Source organism: Streptomyces actuosus (assembly GCF_016921115.1).
GTDB lineage: Bacteria > Actinomycetota > Actinomycetes > Streptomycetales > Streptomycetaceae > Streptomyces > Streptomyces actuosus_A.
Genome location: NZ_JAFFZS010000002.1, coordinates 426908 through 444677 on the forward strand (window position 1 = coordinate 426908; position 17770 = coordinate 444677).

Here is a 17770-nt window from a genome sequence, read left to right on the forward strand (position 1 = left end):
ACGGACCGGGGCTCAGCGGGCCTGGGCCACCGGGGCCGCCGGACGGTCCTCGGCGGCTCTCGCCGGCCCCGCGTTGGCGGCCGCGACCAGCGCGGCGACGGTGAGTACGGCGGCGGCGAGCGCCCTGAGGTAGGAGGGGCGTCCGTGGCGTGCGGAGGGGCGTCCGAGCACGGCAACCTCGCATGGCGACGACGGGCAACGACGGGCAACGACCGGCAGACACGGGCTACGACGGACAGCGACGGTCCGGAGCGGTACGACCACCCCTCGCCGAAGCGGTTAAGCGGGCTTAATCCGCCGTTTAACCTAGGGGCTCACAGCGGGCAACGGCAAGAGGGCCCAGCGGAGTCGGGGGGACAGGGACCAGTGGGTGAGCGGGACGAGCCCGAGGTCATCGGGCGACGGGTGCAACGTCTGCGCAGCGCACGCGGACTGACGCAGCGGCAGCTGGCGGAACCGACGTACACGCCCGCCTACATCTCCACGCTGGAGGCGGGCCGGGTCCGGCCCTCCGACGCGGCGCTGCGGCACATCGCCGAGCGGCTCGGCGTCGCCTTCGAGGAGCTGGCGACCGGTCGGCCGGCCCGGCTGGTGACCGACCTGCGGCTGCGGCTGACCGAGGCGCAGCGCACCCTCGCCACCGGCGAGGCCGAGCACGCCCGGGAGCAGTACGCGGCGCTCCTGGCCGAGGCGGAGGGGTACGGGCTCGACGAGGTCCTGGCCACCGCACTGCTCGGACTGGGCGAGTGCGCCCTGGACACCGGGGACATCAGCGACGCCCGCCGCTGCTTCGAGCGGGCCGAGGAGGCTCTCGCCGGTCTGCCGCTGCCCGTCCGGGTCCCCGCGCTGCGCGGCCGGGCCGTCTCCCACTACCTCGCCGGGGAGCTGCGGTACGCGGTCTACCTCCTGGAGTCCACCCTCGACGAACTCAATCGCGGCGGCCTGCACGACCCCGACGCCCTCCTGCTGCTCTACGCCTCTGTCATCGGCCCCTACATGGACATGGGCGCCCACGCCCGCGCGGCACAGGCCGCCGAGTTCGCGCTCGCCCTCGCGCCCCGCGTCGACGACCCCGCGCTCGTCGCCCGCATGCACCGCTCCGTCGCCCGCACCCTCCTCGCCGAGGGCCGCCTCACCGAGGCCGACGCCTCCCTCGCCAAGGCGGCCGAGCTGTACCGCCAGCTCCAGATCCGCACCGAGCTGGCCAACTGCCACTGGATGCGCGGCTACGTGTACGCGCAGGGCGGCCGGCTGGAGCGGGCGGAGCAGGAGCTGCGGGAGGCGCTCACCATGCTCACTGCCAAGCGGGCCGGCCTCTACAGCAGCCAGGTCGCCGTCGAACTGGCCGACGTCCTGCACCGGCGCGACAGGTCCGAGGAGGCGTCCGCGCTGCTCCACGACGTCCTCGGCGACCTCTCCTCCGAACGCGGCGCCGTCCACGCCGCCGCCGCGCACCGCCTGCTCGGCATCATCGCCGAGGACGGCCGCGACTCGGAGGCCGCCGAGGAGCACTACGTGCGCGCGCTCAGCCTGCTGGAGCGGGCCGGCGCGGCCGGCGATCTCGCCGACCTGTGCCGCCTGCTGGGCGATCTGCTGCGCCGCTCCGGCCGGGTGGAGGCGGCCCTGGACGCATACCGCACCGGCCTCGGCCACCGCACCGCCCCCGGCACCACGACCCTCGGCCCGGCCCCGGCCCAGCCGCCGCTGTGACGGCCCGGGCACCGCACCGCGGCGCCCGGACCCCTGGTCCTTCCGGCGGTAGGCCCCGCCACCCGGTCCTTCACCCGGTGCTGTACCGGCCGGAGGCAGGCCCGCCGGACAGCACCGGGCGCACCGCTGGGCGTGCCGTGGTGCGACGTCTGCCGACGGGGGCTCCCGTCGTGGTCGGTCGTGCAGTTCCCCGCGCCCTTCGGGGCGCTGCGGGCCCGGCGGACTTCGCCCGACCTGCTCAGACGAGTACGCGCCCCTGCTTGCGGACCTCCGCCAGGCGCTGCGCGCCGAGCTGCGCCGCCGCCGCGGTGGCGTCGTCGGGAACCTCGCCCAGGGCGCCGTCGGTGACGGCGAGGGCGTCGCCGCCGACGCGGACGACGGCCACGTCCAGGGTGAGGACCGGGGCCTCGCCGGTGTCCTCGGCGACCGGGCCGGTGACAGTGACCCGCAGGCCCTGGCGGTCGTCGCCGGCGTCCGGCAGGCGGTGGTCCAGGACCTGGACGTACTGGTCGCCGGCGCTGGTGGTGGTGGCCGTGAACCGCGCGCACTTCTGCGGCAGGGTGCGCAACCAGGCCACGGTGCGGTCGATGTCCGCACGGGGCCGGGTGGCGACCTGGTAGTGCAGCTGGGCCCCGGTGTCGAAGTCGTCCAGGCCGATCACCGCGCGGTTCCCCCCGCCGAGGAGTTCGTCGGCGTACAGGACGTCGAGCAGGTGCTGGCACTCGGGGTTCGTCGTCCGCGCCTTCAGCAGCGTGTCCCGCCAGGTCGCCGCGCCCTGCGTGGGCCCCCACGGCTCGCCCAGGTCGGCGGCGGTGACGAGGGCGGACTGCGCCTGGGCCGCGGTCAGCGCGGAGACGGCGGGGGACGGCGGGGCGGTGGACGCCGGTGAGGCCGCCGCCGCGCCGGACTTCGAGGTCCCGGCCGCGGGCTTCCCCATCTTCAGGTAGGTGCCCGAGCAGCCGGTGGTGGCCAGGAGGAGGCCGGTACCGAGAGCGGCCGAGGCGAGGAGGACGTGGGCGCGGGGGCGGTGCATCGGGGCTCCTTGCCGGAGGAGGGGTGCGTTTCACCAGGTCAGCAGCTTGATCGTCGGGATGCCAGTGGGGTGGTCCTGTCGGGTGAGTGACACCCGGCTGCCCCTCCCCGAGCCGCGCGGCGCCGCGTCACCGCAGCGGTGCCCGCGCGGGCCGCCCGGCCACCGCGGGGGGAGGCGGGAACGGGACGAGCGGGGGAGAGGACGCGCGGGGCGAGGGCCGCCGGGTCCCTCGGCCGGTGAGGGCCGCGGCGGGCACGGACGACCGATCGGAACGCGGGCCGCGGCGCGCGGTACCGGACCGGGGCCCGGCGCATAGGGTCGGGACGACGGAAGGAGTCCGCCGTGAACGGTCATCCGCAGCCGCCCGTGCCCGTGATCATCGACTGCGACACGGGCGTCGACGACGCTCTCGCCCTGCTGTTCGCCGTACGTCACCCCGGCATCGATCTGCGCGCGATCACCTGCGTGGCCGGGAACACGGACGTCGACGGGGTGGTCCGCAACACCCTCACCGTGCTGGAGCAGGCGGGGGCGCCCGACATCCCCGTGGCCCGGGGCGCCGAGCGCCCGCTGGTCGAGCCCGCCCGCTCGGCCCGGCACGTGCACGGCGGCGACGGCATGGGCGACCTCGGCCTGCCCGCGCCCACCCGCACCCCCGCCGACGTCGACGCGGTGACGCTGCTGCGCCGCGAGATCCTCGCCTCGCCGCGCCCGGTGACGCTGGTCCCCACGGCCCCGCTCACCAACATCGCCCTGCTGCTGCGCACGCACCCGGAGGTCACCGGCAACATCGAGCGGATCGTGTTCATGGGTGGCGCGGTGGAGATCGGGAACGCCACCCCGGTCGCCGAGTTCAACGTCTGGCACGACCCGGAGGCCGCGGCGATCCTGCTCACGGCCGGCGTTCCGATCACGATGTACGGCCTGGACGTGTTCCGCCGGGTCGTGGTGCCCGGCCCGCTCGTGCGGCGGCTGCGTGCCGACCCCGACGCGGGCACCCGCCTGGCCGGCGAGCTCCTCGCCCACCGGCCGTCGGCCCCGGACGGCGATCCCGGCGACTCGGAGGCCGGCGGACTCGGCGACGCGGGCGCGATCTGCACGGTCGCCGACCCGGCCGGCCTCACCACCCGCCTCCTTCCCGTCGAGGTCGCCCTGGCCCCGGGCCCCACGCGGGGGCAGACGATCGTCGACCGCCGGGCCCGTCCGGGCGAGTCCGAGATCCACGGCGAGGACCGCGAGACCGCGCTGGTGGACGTGGCGCTCGACGTGGACGTGAGCCGTTTCGTCAAGCTGTACCTGTCGACGGTCGGGCGGTAGGCCCCCGGGCCCCCAGCCCGGGCCCCGGATGTCGGCCCCGGTGCCGGGTGCGGCCCGGCGGAGCGGACGACCCACTGCCGCTCCGCCCTCGCCACGTGCCGGTACGTGACGGCGGCGGCCCGCACCTCCACGGACGGGCCGACGACGAGGTGGCCGGCGCCGTCCGGGAGAAGCCGGCGATCCACTCCGTGACGGCGTCGCGCAGGGTCCTGCCCGTCGTGCGGAACTCCGACCAGTCCCGTCGTGCCGAGCCCAGCGGCACCGGACACGGGCAGGAAACCCCACAAGTGAGGGACGGGCGGGCAGACCCGCACCACGGTGACGCGGGGGACACATCCACTGGATGGCGGACAACCCGGCGGCGCCCCGGCGAGGTTGGCGAAACATTGACCGTTCCCCGGCCGAATCCGGACCGTTTCCCGGGAGAGTCGATACGAGCCCCCGCCCTACATTCGGCCGCATGTTCCCGCAGCCCCCACCGTCCCGGCGGTCCCCCCGCTCCCCGCATGTCCCGGCCTCGGACCTGCCCGTCCTGCCGTACCGCAAGCCGACCAGGGGCCGCGACTACTGGGTGCTGGACGACGTCCTGCCCGACGTGGACGCCGTACGGCAGCGCTGCCTGGCCAAGGACGAGGACGACTGGGTCAAGGGGTATCCCCACACCGCGGAGACCTGGCCGGGGCTGCGCACCATGCCGGGCCTGGAGTCCGGCGAACTCGCGCGCGTGGAGCGGCTGGTGAGGAAGGCGACCGGGGCGAAGGAGCTGTGGGTGCAGCAGGCGCCCGGCGGCGGCACCCTCAACCACAACTGCATCCAGGTCGTCGGCGAGGGCGAGAGCGAGCCCCGCCCGCACACCGACTCGCGCGCCCTGTGCCGGTACGCGGCCGTGCTCTACCTCAACCCCGACGTCCCGAAGGGCTGCGGCACCAGCTTCTACCGGCAGTCCCTGCCGGGCGGCCGACTCGGCGGCAACGTCGTACAGGCCCCCCACACCAACCTCGTCGAGGCCCTCGGGACGCGGTTCGTCGCGCCCGACGCCTTCGAGGAGGACGTGAACGTCCCCCACCGGTACAACCGCCTCCTGCTCTACCACGCCAACCTCGTGCACAGCGCGACCGGTTACACCGGCCGCACGCTGGCGGAGAAGAGGATGACCGCGGTCTTCTTCTGGATGGCGTGACCCGGGCCGGGGCCTCGGCCCTGCGGATGCCGCCCGCCGGCCCGCCCGTTCCGCCGGCGCGCCCGCGCGCCTCGGTGTCCGGGCCGCCCCGTGTCCCGGCCCGGCCCGGCCCGTGCGGTCCGCCGACCCGGCCGCGGCGGCACGGAATGCGGCCCCGACGAGGGGGCCCACTCGTCAGGCGGGCTTCAGGCCCGGCTCGCCCACCTCGGTCACGAAGGACGCGGCCGTGGCGAGCGGTGCGCCGGGCCGCGTGACGGCGGAGACGGTGCGGAAGGCGGCCCGGGCCGCGTCGTGCCCCAGGTCGACGCGTACGTAGCCGCGCTTGCCGTTGTAGAACTTCATGTGGGGGTTGGCGGTCATGAGCGTGTCCCAGTTGTCGGGCCGCACGCTGCCGTCCCGGCCGCTGGCGATGGACGTGCAGGTCAGCTCTGTGCCGACGGTCCTGGAACGGGGGTCGTCGAAGTTCTCCTTGAGGTCGAAGGCGTAGCCGACGTGCACGTCCCCGGACAGCACCAGCCAGTTGGCGAGGCCCGCGGACCGCGCCGCGTCCATCACCCGGCGGCGGGAGGCGGGGTAGCCGTCCCAGGCGTCCATGGAGACCGTGGAGACGGCGTCGAGGTTGAACCGGCGCTGGGCGAAGCAGACCTGTTGCGGCATCACGTTCCACAGGGCCTTCGACGACCGCCATCCGTCGATCAGCCACCGCTCCTGGGCGTCGCCGGTCATCGTGCGGGAGGGGTCGGTGCTCTCGGCGCCGGGCACGTGCGGCCGGTCGCCGTAGGCCTGGTCGGAGCGGTACTGCCGGGTGTCGAGGATGTCGAACTGGGCGAGGGATCCCCAGCTCAGGCGCCGGTAGAGCCGGGCGTCCGGGCTGCTCGGCAACTGGGAGGCGCGCAGGGGCTGGTTCTCCCAGAAGGCACGGTAGGCCGCGGCGCGCCGCACGAGGAACTGCTCGGGCGGGTCGCCGTTCTCGTCGACGGTGCCGGCGTAGTTGTTCTCCGTCTCATGGTCGTCCCAGGCGACGACGAACGGGTGCGCGGCGTGGACCGCCCGCAGGTCCGCGTCGCTCTTGTACAGGGCGTAGCGCATGCGGTAGTCGGCCAGCGTGGTGGCCTCGCGGTCGAACACCGCCGGTAGCCGCCGGTCGGTGTAGCCGCGGGCCCCGCCGGTCGCGTCGACGGCGTATTCGTACAGGTAGTCGCCCAGGTGGAGGACCATGTCCACGTCCTCCTGGGCGAGATGCCGGTGGGCGGTGTAGTAGCCGTCGCTGTAGCGCTGGCAGGCGACTGAGGCGAGGCTGAGCCCGGGGGTGGCGGCGCCCGCGGCGGGCGCGGTGCGGGTGCGGCCCGTCTCGCTGATCCAGGAACCGACGCGGAAGCGGTAGTGGAAGACGGTCGCCGGGGGGAGGCCCCGGACGTCGACGTGCACGCTGTGCCCGTACTCCGGGAAGGCGGTGGCGGTGCCGGACCGCACGACGGAGAGGAAGCGCTCGTCCAGCGAGAGTTCCCACCGCACCGGAACGCGTTTCTCGCCGAGGCCGCCGTCCGCCTCGAAGGGGGCGGGGGCCAGCCGCGTCCACAGCAGGACCGAGTCCGGAAGCGGGTCGCCGGACGCCACGCCGAGGGTGAACGGGTCCTCGGTGATCCGGCGCGTCCGCGACACGGGTGCGGCCATGGCGCCCTGCGCGGGCAGGTTGGTGGCGAAGGCGAGGGCCGCGGCCGCCGCGGTGAGGGTCAGGAATCTACGGCGGCCGACGTGCGGGGCGGCGGCACGCAGCACCGCGTCGTGCGGGGAGGGGTGTCGCGGCTCGGTCGGTGCGGTGTGGTGGCCCGTGCGCGCCATCTGACGTCCTCTCGATCAGCGGGGAGCGGCCACGCATACTAATCAGGCAAAAGGCCATCAAGTGGGGCGACTTGCCGCTGCGGTCACACGGGAGGGCGCGGTGGTTCCAGAGCCGCCGCCGGTTCGTCGCCCGGGTGCGGGCGGCCCCGGCCCCGCCACCGACGGCGGCTCGGGGCGGGGGCGGGCGGGCCGGTGCCGGGCCCGCCGGCATCGCGGACCGCCCACCGGATCGGCGGGAGCGCGGGGGCGTGCCCTCGGCGGGGAGCGGCGGGCGTCCGGGGTGCGGCCGGGGCGGCGGACGCAGGGCGCGTGCATGAGCCCGGGGGGCGACCCTGCGGGCATCGCGGCCCTGGCCCGGCACCGTGCCGCGACGGCACGCGAGCGGGCGGGCCGGGCCGAGGCGGTGGCCCGGACCCGGGGGAAGGTCGCCCTGCGCACCGGGAGTGACGTCCGCCGCCGGCTGGCCGGCGGGCACCGCCGGATCGCCGCCGTCCAGATCTCCTCGGGCCGGGGGTGAGCGCCGTGGTGCAGATGCCGGGCGGGCTGTTCCGGCCGGGGCTCAGAGGCCCAGGGCGACGGCGACGCGCGTCAGCTCGGCGGTGCTGGTGATGTCGAGCTTGGCCCGGATGCGGCGCAGGTAGGTGTCGACGGTGTGCTGGGAGAGCCCCATGTGGCGGGCGGTCTGGACGTAGGTGCGCCCGGCGGCGATGTGCCGCAGCGTCTCCCGTTCGCGGGGCGCGAGCGCGGCCACGGGGCCGGTGGTCCGCGGAGCGGGGGTGAGGAGGGGGCGCATGAGGGCCTCCGGCGGGGGGCGAGGCGGCGGGAGCTGACCGTTTCGAGTGCTTTGCTCTCGTATGAACAGCCTCGGCGCCCCGCTTCATGACGGCGTCCTCCGACTGCCACAGGCGCGTCACAGGAAACCCGGACGGGTGTGGGTGCCCCCGGGCCCGAGCGGCTCTGCCGGACGTCCGAGGCTCACTCGGAGGGCTCTCCCCGATGGCCGATGCGCACCCGAACGGCACCCCCGGCGTCCGAGGTGCACCCGAACGGCCCCCCTCGGGTGCCGTGGACGTGCCGCGTGTGCAGCGCGCCGCACGCGGCGGTACGGGTCGGCGCGGCCGGGGCTCGGGGTCCTCGGGGGTGTGCGGCAAGGAGAGCCCCCTGGCCTGCGGCTCCGGTGCCGGGCGGGGTCTCCCGTCGCGCCGGCGGGTCCGCGGACACCCCCGCGGGGGTCCGTGGGGGTGCCGGCGCGCTCCGGGGGTGCGGGACCACCGGACGGTGAGCGCCGGGGGCACGTGACGGCGTGGTGCAGTGAGCTCGGGCCGAACCGCACATACCGTGCAGAATATGACGAAGCGACTAATCGCCTACCTTGCCTGCCTCGCGGCGCTGCTCGTCGCCGGTCTCGGTGCCGCCGCCCCCGCGAGCGCCCGGCCCCCGGTCCGCCCCGGCCATCAGGTCCCCTCGATCCACCTGGTCCGCCCGGGGCAGTCCATCCAGGACGCCGTGGACGCCGCAGCGGAGGGCGACACCGTCCTGCTGCTCCCCGGCACCTACCGGGAGAGCGTCAAGGTGACCACCCCCGGTCTCACCCTGCGGGGCATCGGCCGCCGCACCGTGATCACGCCGGGCACGGCGAAGGCCCCCGGCAGCTGCGCCGCGCGCGGCAACGGGATCTGCGTGATGGGCGCCAAGGACCGCGACGTCCGGGGCGTCACCGTCGCCGACCTGACGGTCACCGGCTTCCCCGGGAGCGGGGTGTTCGCCATGGCGACCGACCGCCTGACCGTGCGGAACACGACCGCCGCGAGGAACGGCGTCTGGGGCATCGCCCTGGAGCACTCCGTCCGCGCCACCCTCCGCGACAACACCGCCCGGGACAACGGCGACGCCGGCCTGTTCCTGGCGAACACCGTCAAGTCCGAGGAAGGCGCCGAGGACACCCGCGGCACGGTGGTCGAGCGCAACCGTCTGGAGGGCAACCGCATCGGCGTCACCGTCCGGCGGTTGCGGAACGTCACCGTCGCGGGCAACCACATCACCGCCAACTGCGCCGGGATGTTCGTCGTCGGCGACGAGAACACCCCCAAAGCCGGCGACATCACCGTCCGCGGCAACCACATCGTGCGGAACAACAAGTCCTGCCCCAGAACCGACCGGCTGCCCGCCCTCCAGGGCACCGGCGTCGTCCTCACCGGTGCCGAGCAGACCCTGATCACCCGCAACGAGATCCGCGACAACGCCGGCACCTCCCCGCTGTCCGGCGGCATCGTCCTGTTCAAGAGCTTCGTGGGTGCCACCAACGACGACAACCGCGTCATCGGCAACAGGCTCGCCGGCAACGTGCCTGCCGACCTGGTCGACACCGACCCCGGCCGGAGCAACACCTTCGAGGACAACACCTGCAAGGCCTCCCTGCCCGCAGGACTGTGCTGAGGAAGGACGGGACATGACCACCACCCCCGAGAGGACGGCCGCGCCCGCGGGGCAGGCCGCCACCCCGCCGCCGGCCATGCGGATGCGGGAGCTCGTGTTCGCGGCGGCCTGCGCCGCCGCCCTGCGCGCCGCCGCCAGGCTCGGCGTCGCCGACGCCCTCGGCGACACCCCCATGACGGTGGAGGACCTCGCCGCCGCGGTGCGGACCGAACCCCGGCCGCTGCGCCGCCTGCTGCGGGCCCTGTCCAGCCACGGCGTCTTCGCCGAGCGACCGGACGGGACGTTCGCGCACACCGACATGTCCCGGCTGCTGCGCGCGGACGACCCGCACAGCCTGCGCGACATCTGCCTGTGGTGCACCGAGCCGTGGACCTGGGACGCCTGGCCCCGCCTGGACGAAGCCGTGCGCACCGGCCGGAACGTCATCGAGGACCTGTACGGCAAGGAGTTCTTCCCCTGGCTCAACGAGGACGCCCCCGAATCGGCCGACGTCTTCAACCGCGCCATGACCACGTCCAGCGTGCAGTCCGCGCGTGACGTCGCCGCGTTCCTCGACCTGACCGGCAGCACCTCGGTCGCCGACATCGGCGGCGGGCAGGGCCATGTGCTGGCCAGCCTGCTGGAGAAGTACCCGTCGATGCAGGGCGCCCTGCTGGACCTGCCGCGCGTGGTGGACAACGCCGACCCGCGGCTGCGGCCGGGCGGCGCCCTGGCCGACCGGGTGCGCATCCTGCCCGGCGACTGCCGGGAGGCCGTCCCGGTGCGGGCCGACGTCTACGTCATCAAGAACATCCTGGAGTGGGACGACGACAGCACCGCCCGCACCCTGCGCAACGTCATCGAGGCAGGCGGACCCGGCACGCGCGTCGTCGTCATCGAGAACCTCGTCGACGACACACCGTCGATGCGGTTCAGCACCGCCATGGACCTGCTGCTCCTGCTCAACGTCGGTGGGGCCAAGCACACCACCGAGAGCATGTCCGGCCGGCTGACCGGCGCGGGCCTGGTCATCGACGCCGTCGGCCCGGTCAACCCCTACCTGCACGCGTTCGACTGCACGGTCCCCGGATGAGCCACGCACCCACCGGCTGTCGCACGCCACCGGCCGCCGCACCCGCCGTGGTGGCGGGTCCGGCGGCCGGTGGGCCGGACGCCCCGGTCAGGCGGTCGGACCGCTTTCCCAGCGGTAGAAGCAGTGCGCCATCGCGTCCTTCGGGGACCGCCAGGTCGCGGGGTCGTACGCGCTGACGTAGGCCGCCAGCCGCTCGCTGACGTCCCGGAACTCCGGGTGTCCGGCCGCGCGGGCGATGGCCGGCGCGGGGTCCTCCACGGACTCGATGAGATGCAGGTACACGTCATCGAACTGGAAGAGGCTGCGCCGGGAGACCCCGACGAGGTGGGGCAGTTCCCCCCGGTCGGAGTCCTCGAAGACCTTCGCGATGTCGGGGGCCGACCCCGGAGCCATGCGGGCGACGATCAGGGTGTGGTGCATGGGCTGTCCCTTCGCGCGGCTCAGTCGGCCAGGCCCGGCGTGAGGCCCTGCTCGGCCGCCGCCTTCTCGATCCGGTCCCGGATCAGGGCCATCTGCACCTTGGAGTTCCGGTTGATGTTGTCGGTCATCCAGGAGTCGTCGACCGGTGCGTCCGGCTTCATCGAGAAGTCCTGCGTCCACACCATCCGGGTGCCCCCGGGCACCTCGCCGTACTGCCACCGGATGTTCATGTACGCGAAGGGCCCGGTCTCGACGCGGCGCGCCCGCACGGTCAGCGTGTCCCGGTCGGCCTCCCGCTCCGAGACCCAGCTCCACACGGTGCCGTTGTCGTCGGGGTGCATCGTCAGCCGGAAGGTGGTTTTGCCCCCCTCCTCGGACAGGATGTCGACCGAGGCGTACTCGCTGAACAGCTGAGGCCAGTTGGCCACGTCGTTGGTCATGTCCCAGACCAGGTCCAGCGGGGCGCCGATGGTGATCTCGTTCTGCGTGTGTCCGGTCATGTCACGCCCCCGCCACGGCCGAGCCGTTGACCAGGTCGAGGAACTGCCGCGGCGTCCGGCAGCGCTCCGCGTCCGGCGGCAGCGGGGTGCCGTACCGCTTCTCCAGTTCGCCGACGACGCCGAGCAGCCCCAGCGAGTCGATGCCGAGGACGTCGAAGCCGGTGTCGTAGTGCTGCTGGAGCTCCTCGGGCGCGACGGTGACCCCGGCGGCCTTCTTCATGAGCTCGGACAGCTCCTCGACGGTGATGCGGTCACTCATGCGGTTTCCCTCCTGTGGGGGTGGGGTGGATCGGGTGGGTCGGATGGATCGGTGAGGGCGACGCCCCTGACGGGGCGTCGGGCCGTGCGGCGCCGCCTCACGACGCGTCGGCGCCGCGCCGCAGCACGAGTGCGGCGTTCGACCCCATGAGCCCCCGGCTGAGGACCAGCACCGTGCGCAGATCCGCGGGCCGGGCCCGGCCGGTCACGAGGTCGAGGTCGTGGCAGACGTCGAAGACGTTCGGGGTGGGCGGGATCAGCCCGTGCTCCATCGCCAGCACCGCCGCCGCGGTGTCCAGCACGGACGCCGCGCAGTAGCCGCGGCCGATGCCGGTCTTGGGGGCGGTGACCGGCACCTTCCCGCCGTGGGCGCCGAGGGCGTCGGCGATCGCCAGCGCCTCGGCCCGGTCCGCCTCCGGCACACCGAGGGCGTCGGCGAAGACCGCGTCGACCTCCCCCGGGGCGCAGCCGGCTTCCTGGAGGGCGGCTGCGATGGCCCGGGCCAGCCCCTGACGGGACTCCTTCCAGCGGGAGGCTCCGGTGAAGGTGGCCGCGTGCCCGGCGAGGACCGCCCGCACACGCGCCCCCCGCTCCCGCGCCGCGGTCTCCTCCTCCACGACGAGTACGGCGCCGCCCTCCGCCGGCACGAATCCGCACGCCGCGCCGGTGAAGGGGCGGTAGGCGCGGTTCGGGTCGGGTTCGGTGCTGAGTTCGTCGTAGCCGAGCTGGCAGGCCATCGAGTACGGCGCGAGCGGTGCCTCGGTCGCCCCGGCGACGAGCACGTCGGTGCCGCGCCGCACCGCCCGCGCCGCGTGCGCGAGGGCGTCCAGACCGCCGGCCTCGTCGGCGGCGACCACCGAGCAGGGGCCCTTGAAGCCGCGGCGGATGGAGATCTGGCCGGTGCTGGCGGCGTAGAACCAGGCGATGGACTGATAGGGGCCCACGTAGCGGCTGCCCTTGCCCCACAGCTGCTCCAGCTCCCGCTGCCCGAACTCGCCGCCGCCGGAGCCGGCCGCCGTGACCACGCCCACGGAGAACGGGTCCTCACCCGTGTCCGCCCGGCCCAGCCGGGCGTCCTCCAGCGCGCTGTCGGCGGTGGCCAGCGCGAAGTGCGTGAACCGGTCGGTCTGGACGAGGATGCGTTCCTCGACCGCCTCCGGCGCATCGAACCGGCGGACCTCGCCGGCCACCCTGAGCGGCATGTCGGTGCAGCCCTCGCGGGTGATCCGGTCGAGGACGCTGACGCCTTCCTGGGTGGACTTCCAGAAGGACTCGGTGCTGGTTCCGTTGGGCGCCACCACACCGATGCCGGTGACGGCGGCGCGCCGCGGATGCGGTTCGCTCATCGTGTCCTCTCCCTGGGCCGGGTCAGGACCACCGCGGACTGGAACCCGCCGAACCCGCTCCCCACGGAGAGCACGGTGTCCAGCTTCCGCTCACGTGCGGTGCGCGGCACGTAGTCCAGGTCGCACTCGGGGTCCGGTGTCTCGTAGTTCGCGGTGGGCGGGACCACCTGGTGGGTGAGGGCCAGCACGCAGGCGACGACCTCGATCGCGCCGATCGCGCCGAGGGAGTGCCCCACCATCGACTTGATGGAGCTCATGGGCGTGTCGTAGGCGTGCGGGCCCAGGGCCCGTTTGACGGCGGCGGTCTCGTGCCGGTCGTTCTGCTGGGTGCCCGACCCGTGCGCGTTGACGTAGTCGACGGCCGTGGGGTCGAGCCGGGCGCCGTCGAGGGCGGTCTCGATGGCGCGGGCCATCTCCACGCCCTCCCGGGTCAGACCGGTCATGTGGTACGCGTTGCCGAAGGTGGCGTAGCCGCCGAGCTCGCAGTACACGTGCGCGCCGCGGGCACGGGCGTGCTCCAGTTCCTCCAGGACCAGGACCGCGCCGCCCTCTCCCATGACGAACCCGTCGCGGCCCGCGTCGAAGGGGCGCGAGGCGTGCGCGGGGTCGTCGTTGTTCGGTGAGGTGGCCTTGATCGCGTCGAAGCAGGCCATGGTGATCGGGGAGATCGGGGAGTCGGAGGCACCGGCCACGCAGATGTCGGCGCGGCCCTCGGCGACGGTGTGGAAGGCGTAGCCGACCGCGTCCAGACCCGAGGTGCAGCCCGTGGAGACGGTCTGCACCGGGCCGCCCGCCCCGAAGCGCTCCGCCACCGCGGAGGCGAGCGTGCTCGGGGCGAACGCGCGGTGCAGGTGCGGGTCGGCCCGGGCGTGGTCCACGTCCCAGCGCTGTCCGCCGTGGCTGACCAGCACGTAGTCGTGCTCCAGCCGGGTGGTGCCGCCGACCGCGGTGCCCAGGCTCACCCCGACGCGCCAGGGGTCCTCGCGGGCGAGGTCGAGGCCGGAGTCCCGGACCGCCTCCTCGCCCGCGGCCAGGGCGAACTGGATGTAGCGGTCGCATCGGGCGGTGTCCTGCTCGTCCAGCCCGTGGGCGGCAGGATCGAAGTCGCACTCGGCGGCGATCCGCGACCGGAGCCCGGCCGGGTCGAAGAAGGTGATCCCGCGGGTCGCGGTGCGCCCGTTCGCCAGCAGGTCCCAGAACGCGGGCACACCGATGCCGCCGGGCGCGACCACGCCTATGCCGGTGACCGCCACACGCCGGGTCATGAGCCGGTCACCGGCAGGGGACCGGTCTCCTCCGTGTCGACGTGGCCCTCGGGCGGCGTCGGGGCCAGCGGGCCGAGGTGGAAGACGATGCGCGACTCCACCTTGCCGGTATTGCGGAAGCGGTGCCGCATGTGGGCGGGGATCATCAGCCCCTGCTCGGGCTGCAGCGGGTGCGGCTCGCCGTCGAGGTCCACCTCCAGCTGCCCGCAGACGACGTACACGAACTCCTCGGAGTGCGGGTGGTAGTGCTCACCGATGCGGTCGCCCGGCTGGATGATGGCCACCCCCATGAAGCCGCTGGTGGAGCCGACCGTGGCGGGAGTGAGCAGGGCGCGCAGGTCGCCGCCGCGCCGCGTGTTGGGCTCGACCTCGCTGAGATCCACGATTCTGGGACGGGATGTGATCACGACGTTGCTCCGATCGTGTGCTGTGTCGACGTGGGTCCTTGGCCGCCCCCGCCCGTGGGGGTGGAGTCCCGGCGCCCGGTCAGGCGTCGGGAGAGCGGCGGTCGGTGACGGGGGTCATGCGGGCGAGGTCGAGCAGCCGCCGGGTGATGTCGCCGTCCTGCGCCGCCGACGGGCCGGCGTCGTCCAGGAGGGTCGTCAGCTCCGCCGCCTGCGCGGGGTCGAGAGGGCCGAGGGCCGGCGCGGGGCCGGCGGCGTTCAGGCCGCCGCGCACGTCGATCAGCCGCACCACGACGTCGTCGCGCTGGAAGATCGTGCTGCGCAGGACGGGGCTGTGCGTGTCCTCCGCTGCCGCCGCGTCGTGCTGGGCCAGCAGCTCGGCCAGCCGCATGCCCTGTTCGGGCCGGGCCGGGTAGTACAGGGCGTGCCGCTCGGCCCGCGGGTCGTCCTGCTCCGCCGTGACGTGGTGGACGGCGGGCAGCGCGGCCCGGGTGAAGAACACCCGCGCGGACTCCGGGTCGTCGAGGTCCCGGTCGTGCTCCAGGTAGGGGTTGATGGCCTCCTCCACGGCCCGCACCTCGGGCTGCCGGGCGACGTGGCGCAGCGCTGCCAGCAGGTCGCCGCGGACCTCGATGGCGCGGACCACCCGGTTGCCGTGCATGAACAGGGAGGTGCGGCACAGCCGGGTGGTGTCGTCGACCTTCGGCTCGGGGGAGGCGTAGTCGGCGAGGATCTTGGCGACGGTCTTCTCGCTGCCGGGCTTCACGGTGAAGGTGAGGGCGTGGCGGATCACGCCGTCGCCGATCCGCGGCGCCGCCTGGAGCCGGCGGTCGCCGGCGGCGGCGTCCGCGGCCGGGCCGCCGGTCTCCCGGACGACGTTGAACCGCAGCGACCTGGTGTCCCTGACACAGCTGTGCAGCGGCTCCACCATCTGCACGTGCTCCTCGCTGTTCACCCAGGCGAGGAACGGCGGGGCGCTCTCCCACTCGCTGGTGATGAGCCATTGGGAGGGGTTCTCGATCGACTGGCACAGCTGGTCGCTGACGTGCCCGGGGACCGACGCGACCTGGTTGCACAGCTGTTCGTAGGCCTCCAGGAACTGCTGCTGTGCCCCGTCGTAGACGTCCACGAGGAGGACGACACGGAGGCGGGAGCCGTCGAAGACGGACTGCGAGACGCGCTGCGACACCTGGCGGGTCAGCAGGTCTGCGGGGGCTGAGGACGTGGTGGTCATCCTGCGGACATCTCCTTCGCGGGGGAGGGACGCCGGCCGCGGAGCGGGCGGCGGCAGCGACGGGCGCGCGCCACGACGGTCGCGATGCCCAGTCGACTGCGGTCGGCTGCGGACGGCTGCGTGGCTCGATCCTGTGCCCGTCCCCGGAAGCGCGCGACTCGTGGGAACTGCGCGGGTGACTGCGGAGACGGCGTGTCACAGGAGGTGGGCGAAGACCACCAGGTTCTCCGTGTAGTCCTTGGCTGTGTGGTCGTATGCGCCCGCACAGGTGATGAGGCGGACCTGAGCCTGGTCGCTGTCGGCGTACACCCGCTCGTCGGGGAAGTCGTTCTTGGCGAAGGTCTCCGCGTCGTCGACGACGAAGGACGCCGTGCGGCCGTCCGCCCGCTCGATGCGGAAGACGTCGCCCTTGCGGAGCTCGTTGAGGTTGGCGAACACGGCGGCCGACGTGGTGGTGTCGACGTGCCCCGCGATGATCGCCGTGCCCCGCTCGCCGGGGGACGCGCCCGCGCCGTACCAGCCGACCAGGTTCGTGTCGTGGGCCGGTGGCGGCTGGAGGTGACCGTCGGCGCCGAGGGCGAGGGTGGTGAAGGGGGCGTCCACCGAGATCTTCGGGATGATCAGGCGCACGGGCGTCGAACGGGGCATCCGGCTGACGGTGCCGGCGTAGGGGACCGCGTTCTGCCCGGCGGCCGGAGGCCGGGGCGCGCTGTCGGTGACGGCGGGCGAGGGCTCGTGGCCGCCGAGCCGGACGGCCGTCAGGACCAGCAGGCCCGCCGCACACACCATGGTCAGGCTCATGCGGGAACGACGCTCGGACGGCACCTGATCACCGCCGGCATCGGAGGAAGCGGGGGCTGCCATCGAGAACCACCTCATTCGGACGCGGCAGCGGAGGAGGCGCCCGGGGAGGGCGCCCGGGGGAAGTACGAGGGGCCCGGGGAGGGGCGGGCACTCGGAGAGGCCCGGAGAGGCCGGGGGAGGGGGACTGCGGATACCGGCCGGGCCGCCACGCGGCGCTCGTGGCGGCCCCGGCGGCTATGTCGGAGGACATGGTCAGGCCACGCCCGCTGCGGTCCTCTTGCGGCGGGCGACGAACAGGCCGGCGCCGGCGACGCCCAGGACGGCCAGCCCGCCCGCGGTCACCGACGGTGAGGCCAGCGCGCCGCCGCCGGTGTGCATCCCGCCGTGCGGGTTGTCGTGCTCCTCCTTGCCCCAGGAGCTGTCGTCGCGGCCCGAGTCGCCCTTGTCCTTGTAGGTCTCCGGGTCGTGCTTCGGGTCGCGGGCCGTGCCCCGGTCGTCGGCGGTGATGGAGGTCAGGGCGCCGCCGCCGGTGTGCATGCCGCCGTGCGGGTGGTCGCCGTCCTTCTTGTGTTCCTTGCCCCGGTCGTCGGCGGTGATGGAGGTCAGGGCGCCGCCGCCGGTGTGCATGCCGCCGTGCGGGTGGTCGCCGTCCTTCTTGTGTTCCTTGCCCCAGTTGTCGGCGGTGATGGAGGTCAGGGCGCCGCCGCCGGTGTGCATGCCGCCGTGCGGGTGGTCGCCGTCCTTCTTGTGTTCCTTGCCGTGCTCCTTGCCCTGCGACGAGTCGCTGCTGGAGGAGGAGTCGTCGTGGTTCCAGTCGCCTCCTGCCGCCCAGGCGCCGGGGGCGCCGAGGGTGAGGACGGCAGAAGCCGCCGCCGTGGCCAGGATCATGCGAGCAGAGCGCATCTGAGGTTCCTTCCACCAAGGCCGGGCAGCTGGTTCTTCGTCAGCT

At 74.2% G+C, this 17770-nt stretch carries 19 protein-coding genes; 6 read left to right on the plus strand and 13 right to left on the minus strand.

The features are described 5' to 3' along the window. Positions 1-12 precede the first annotated feature (12 nt). Positions 13-171, minus strand: a complete 159-nt coding sequence (locus JS756_RS04825) for a hypothetical protein (RefSeq protein ID WP_205381645.1) — start codon at positions 169-171, stop codon at positions 13-15. Positions 172-366: 195 nt separating this feature from the next. On the opposite strand from JS756_RS04825, the gene JS756_RS04830 reads away from it, so the two are divergent. Continuing rightward, positions 367-1710 (plus strand): helix-turn-helix domain-containing protein, encoded by a 1344-nt coding sequence (locus tag JS756_RS04830; RefSeq protein ID WP_205381646.1) that lies wholly within the window; start codon positions 367-369, stop codon positions 1708-1710. 238 nt (positions 1711-1948) lie between these two features. On the opposite strand, the gene JS756_RS04835 is transcribed toward JS756_RS04830, so the two are convergent. Further along, entirely contained in the window at positions 1949-2743 is a 795-nt protein-coding gene (locus JS756_RS04835) for a hypothetical protein (RefSeq protein WP_205381647.1), read from the minus strand. 342 nt (positions 2744-3085) lie between these two features. Here JS756_RS04835 and JS756_RS04840 point away from each other — a divergent pair, with 342 nt between their 5' ends. Together JS756_RS04840 and JS756_RS04845 are read left to right on the plus strand one after the other, a co-directional pair. Beyond that, entirely contained in the window at positions 3086-4060 is a 975-nt protein-coding gene (locus tag JS756_RS04840) for a nucleoside hydrolase (RefSeq protein WP_205381648.1), read from the plus strand. 460 nt (positions 4061-4520) lie between these two features. After that, entirely contained in the window at positions 4521-5240 is a 720-nt protein-coding gene (locus JS756_RS04845) for a DUF6445 family protein (RefSeq protein ID WP_240203223.1), read from the plus strand. A 174-nt stretch (positions 5241-5414) separates the two neighbouring features. On the opposite strand, the gene JS756_RS04850 is transcribed toward JS756_RS04845, so the two are convergent. Next, the gene (locus JS756_RS04850) at positions 5415-7082 is read right to left on the minus strand and encodes an alkaline phosphatase D family protein (protein WP_205381649.1); all 1668 of its coding nucleotides are present in this window, start codon (positions 7080-7082) and stop codon (positions 5415-5417) included. A 313-nt stretch (positions 7083-7395) separates the two neighbouring features. Between JS756_RS04850 and JS756_RS04855 the strand changes: the two genes are divergently transcribed. Continuing rightward, positions 7396-7599, plus strand: coding sequence for a hypothetical protein (locus JS756_RS04855; protein WP_205381650.1), 204 nt, complete (start codon positions 7396-7398; stop codon positions 7597-7599). A gap of 42 nt (positions 7600-7641) precedes the next feature. On the opposite strand, the gene JS756_RS04860 is transcribed toward JS756_RS04855, so the two are convergent. Beyond that, a complete protein-coding gene (locus tag JS756_RS04860; protein WP_205381651.1) occupies positions 7642-7875 on the minus strand; it encodes a response regulator transcription factor in 234 nt (77 codons plus the stop codon). Positions 7876-8429: 554 nt separating this feature from the next. Here JS756_RS04860 and JS756_RS04865 point away from each other — a divergent pair. Together JS756_RS04865 and JS756_RS04870 are read left to right on the plus strand one after the other, a co-directional pair. Next, positions 8430-9518: a right-handed parallel beta-helix repeat-containing protein gene (locus JS756_RS04865; protein ID WP_205381652.1), complete on the plus strand. Its 1089-nt coding sequence runs from the start codon at positions 8430-8432 to the stop codon at positions 9516-9518. Positions 9519-9531: 13 nt separating this feature from the next. Next, positions 9532-10590 carry a methyltransferase gene (locus JS756_RS04870; RefSeq protein WP_240203224.1) on the plus strand — a complete coding sequence of 353 codons (1059 nt, stop codon included), beginning with the start codon at positions 9532-9534 and terminating at the stop codon, positions 10588-10590. A gap of 87 nt (positions 10591-10677) precedes the next feature. Here the strand turns inward: JS756_RS04870 and JS756_RS04875 are convergent, their stop codons facing one another. The 9 genes from JS756_RS04875 to JS756_RS04915 form a co-directional block, all read right to left on the minus strand. Further along, a complete protein-coding gene (locus JS756_RS04875; RefSeq protein WP_205381653.1) occupies positions 10678-11010 on the minus strand; it encodes a TcmI family type II polyketide cyclase in 333 nt (110 codons plus the stop codon). A 20-nt stretch (positions 11011-11030) separates the two neighbouring features. Further along, on the minus strand, positions 11031-11510 hold the full coding sequence (locus JS756_RS04880; RefSeq protein WP_205381654.1) for an SRPBCC family protein: 480 nt from the start codon (positions 11508-11510) through the stop codon (positions 11031-11033). Position 11511: 1 nt separating this feature from the next. Then, positions 11512-11769: an acyl carrier protein gene (locus JS756_RS04885; RefSeq protein WP_205381655.1), complete on the minus strand. Its 258-nt coding sequence runs from the start codon at positions 11767-11769 to the stop codon at positions 11512-11514. A 97-nt stretch (positions 11770-11866) separates the two neighbouring features. Continuing rightward, a complete protein-coding gene (locus tag JS756_RS04890) occupies positions 11867-13114 on the minus strand; it encodes a ketosynthase chain-length factor (RefSeq protein ID WP_205381656.1) in 1248 nt (415 codons plus the stop codon). Next, entirely contained in the window at positions 13111-14379 is a 1269-nt protein-coding gene (locus JS756_RS04895; protein WP_205381657.1) for a beta-ketoacyl-[acyl-carrier-protein] synthase family protein, read from the minus strand. The genes JS756_RS04890 and JS756_RS04895 overlap by 4 nt, the downstream gene beginning before the upstream one ends. Beyond that, the gene (locus JS756_RS04900; protein ID WP_205381658.1) at positions 14376-14786 is read right to left on the minus strand and encodes a cupin domain-containing protein; all 411 of its coding nucleotides are present in this window, start codon (positions 14784-14786) and stop codon (positions 14376-14378) included. The genes JS756_RS04895 and JS756_RS04900 overlap by 4 nt, the downstream gene beginning before the upstream one ends. A 79-nt stretch (positions 14787-14865) precedes the next feature. Further along, positions 14866-16017 (minus strand): SchA/CurD-like domain-containing protein, encoded by a 1152-nt coding sequence (locus tag JS756_RS04905; protein ID WP_205381659.1) that lies wholly within the window; start codon positions 16015-16017, stop codon positions 14866-14868. Positions 16018-16212: 195 nt separating this feature from the next. Next, on the minus strand, positions 16213-16881 hold the full coding sequence (locus JS756_RS04910; RefSeq protein WP_205381660.1) for a class F sortase: 669 nt from the start codon (positions 16879-16881) through the stop codon (positions 16213-16215). 192 nt (positions 16882-17073) lie between these two features. After that, the gene (locus JS756_RS04915; protein ID WP_205381661.1) at positions 17074-17724 is read right to left on the minus strand and encodes a hypothetical protein; all 651 of its coding nucleotides are present in this window, start codon (positions 17722-17724) and stop codon (positions 17074-17076) included. Positions 17725-17770: the final 46 nt, after the last annotated feature.

What these genes read in the sequence shown, in the direction of transcription:
- JS756_RS04835 (WP_205381647.1), bottom strand. Translation starts at nt 2,743, where the DNA reads ATGCACCGCCCCCGCGCCCACGTCCTCCTCGCCTCGGCCGCTCTCGGT.
- JS756_RS04845 (WP_240203223.1), top strand. Translation starts at nt 4,521, where the DNA reads ATGTTCCCGCAGCCCCCACCGTCCCGGCGGTCCCCCCGCTCCCCGCAT.
- JS756_RS04850 (WP_205381649.1), bottom strand. Translation starts at nt 7,082, where the DNA reads ATGGCGCGCACGGGCCACCACACCGCACCGACCGAGCCGCGACACCCC.
- JS756_RS04855 (WP_205381650.1), top strand. Translation starts at nt 7,396, where the DNA reads ATGAGCCCGGGGGGCGACCCTGCGGGCATCGCGGCCCTGGCCCGGCAC.
- JS756_RS04860 (WP_205381651.1), bottom strand. Translation starts at nt 7,875, where the DNA reads ATGCGCCCCCTCCTCACCCCCGCTCCGCGGACCACCGGCCCCGTGGCC.
- JS756_RS04865 (WP_205381652.1), top strand. Translation starts at nt 8,430, where the DNA reads ATGACGAAGCGACTAATCGCCTACCTTGCCTGCCTCGCGGCGCTGCTC.
- JS756_RS04870 (WP_240203224.1), top strand. Translation starts at nt 9,532, where the DNA reads ATGACCACCACCCCCGAGAGGACGGCCGCGCCCGCGGGGCAGGCCGCC.
- JS756_RS04875 (WP_205381653.1), bottom strand. Translation starts at nt 11,010, where the DNA reads ATGCACCACACCCTGATCGTCGCCCGCATGGCTCCGGGGTCGGCCCCC.
- JS756_RS04880 (WP_205381654.1), bottom strand. Translation starts at nt 11,510, where the DNA reads ATGACCGGACACACGCAGAACGAGATCACCATCGGCGCCCCGCTGGAC.
- JS756_RS04885 (WP_205381655.1), bottom strand. Translation starts at nt 11,769, where the DNA reads ATGAGTGACCGCATCACCGTCGAGGAGCTGTCCGAGCTCATGAAGAAG.
- JS756_RS04890 (WP_205381656.1), bottom strand. Translation starts at nt 13,114, where the DNA reads ATGAGCGAACCGCATCCGCGGCGCGCCGCCGTCACCGGCATCGGTGTG.
- JS756_RS04895 (WP_205381657.1), bottom strand. Translation starts at nt 14,379, where the DNA reads ATGACCCGGCGTGTGGCGGTCACCGGCATAGGCGTGGTCGCGCCCGGC.
- JS756_RS04905 (WP_205381659.1), bottom strand. Translation starts at nt 16,017, where the DNA reads ATGACCACCACGTCCTCAGCCCCCGCAGACCTGCTGACCCGCCAGGTG.
- JS756_RS04910 (WP_205381660.1), bottom strand. Translation starts at nt 16,881, where the DNA reads ATGGCAGCCCCCGCTTCCTCCGATGCCGGCGGTGATCAGGTGCCGTCC.
- JS756_RS04915 (WP_205381661.1), bottom strand. Translation starts at nt 17,724, where the DNA reads ATGCGCTCTGCTCGCATGATCCTGGCCACGGCGGCGGCTTCTGCCGTC.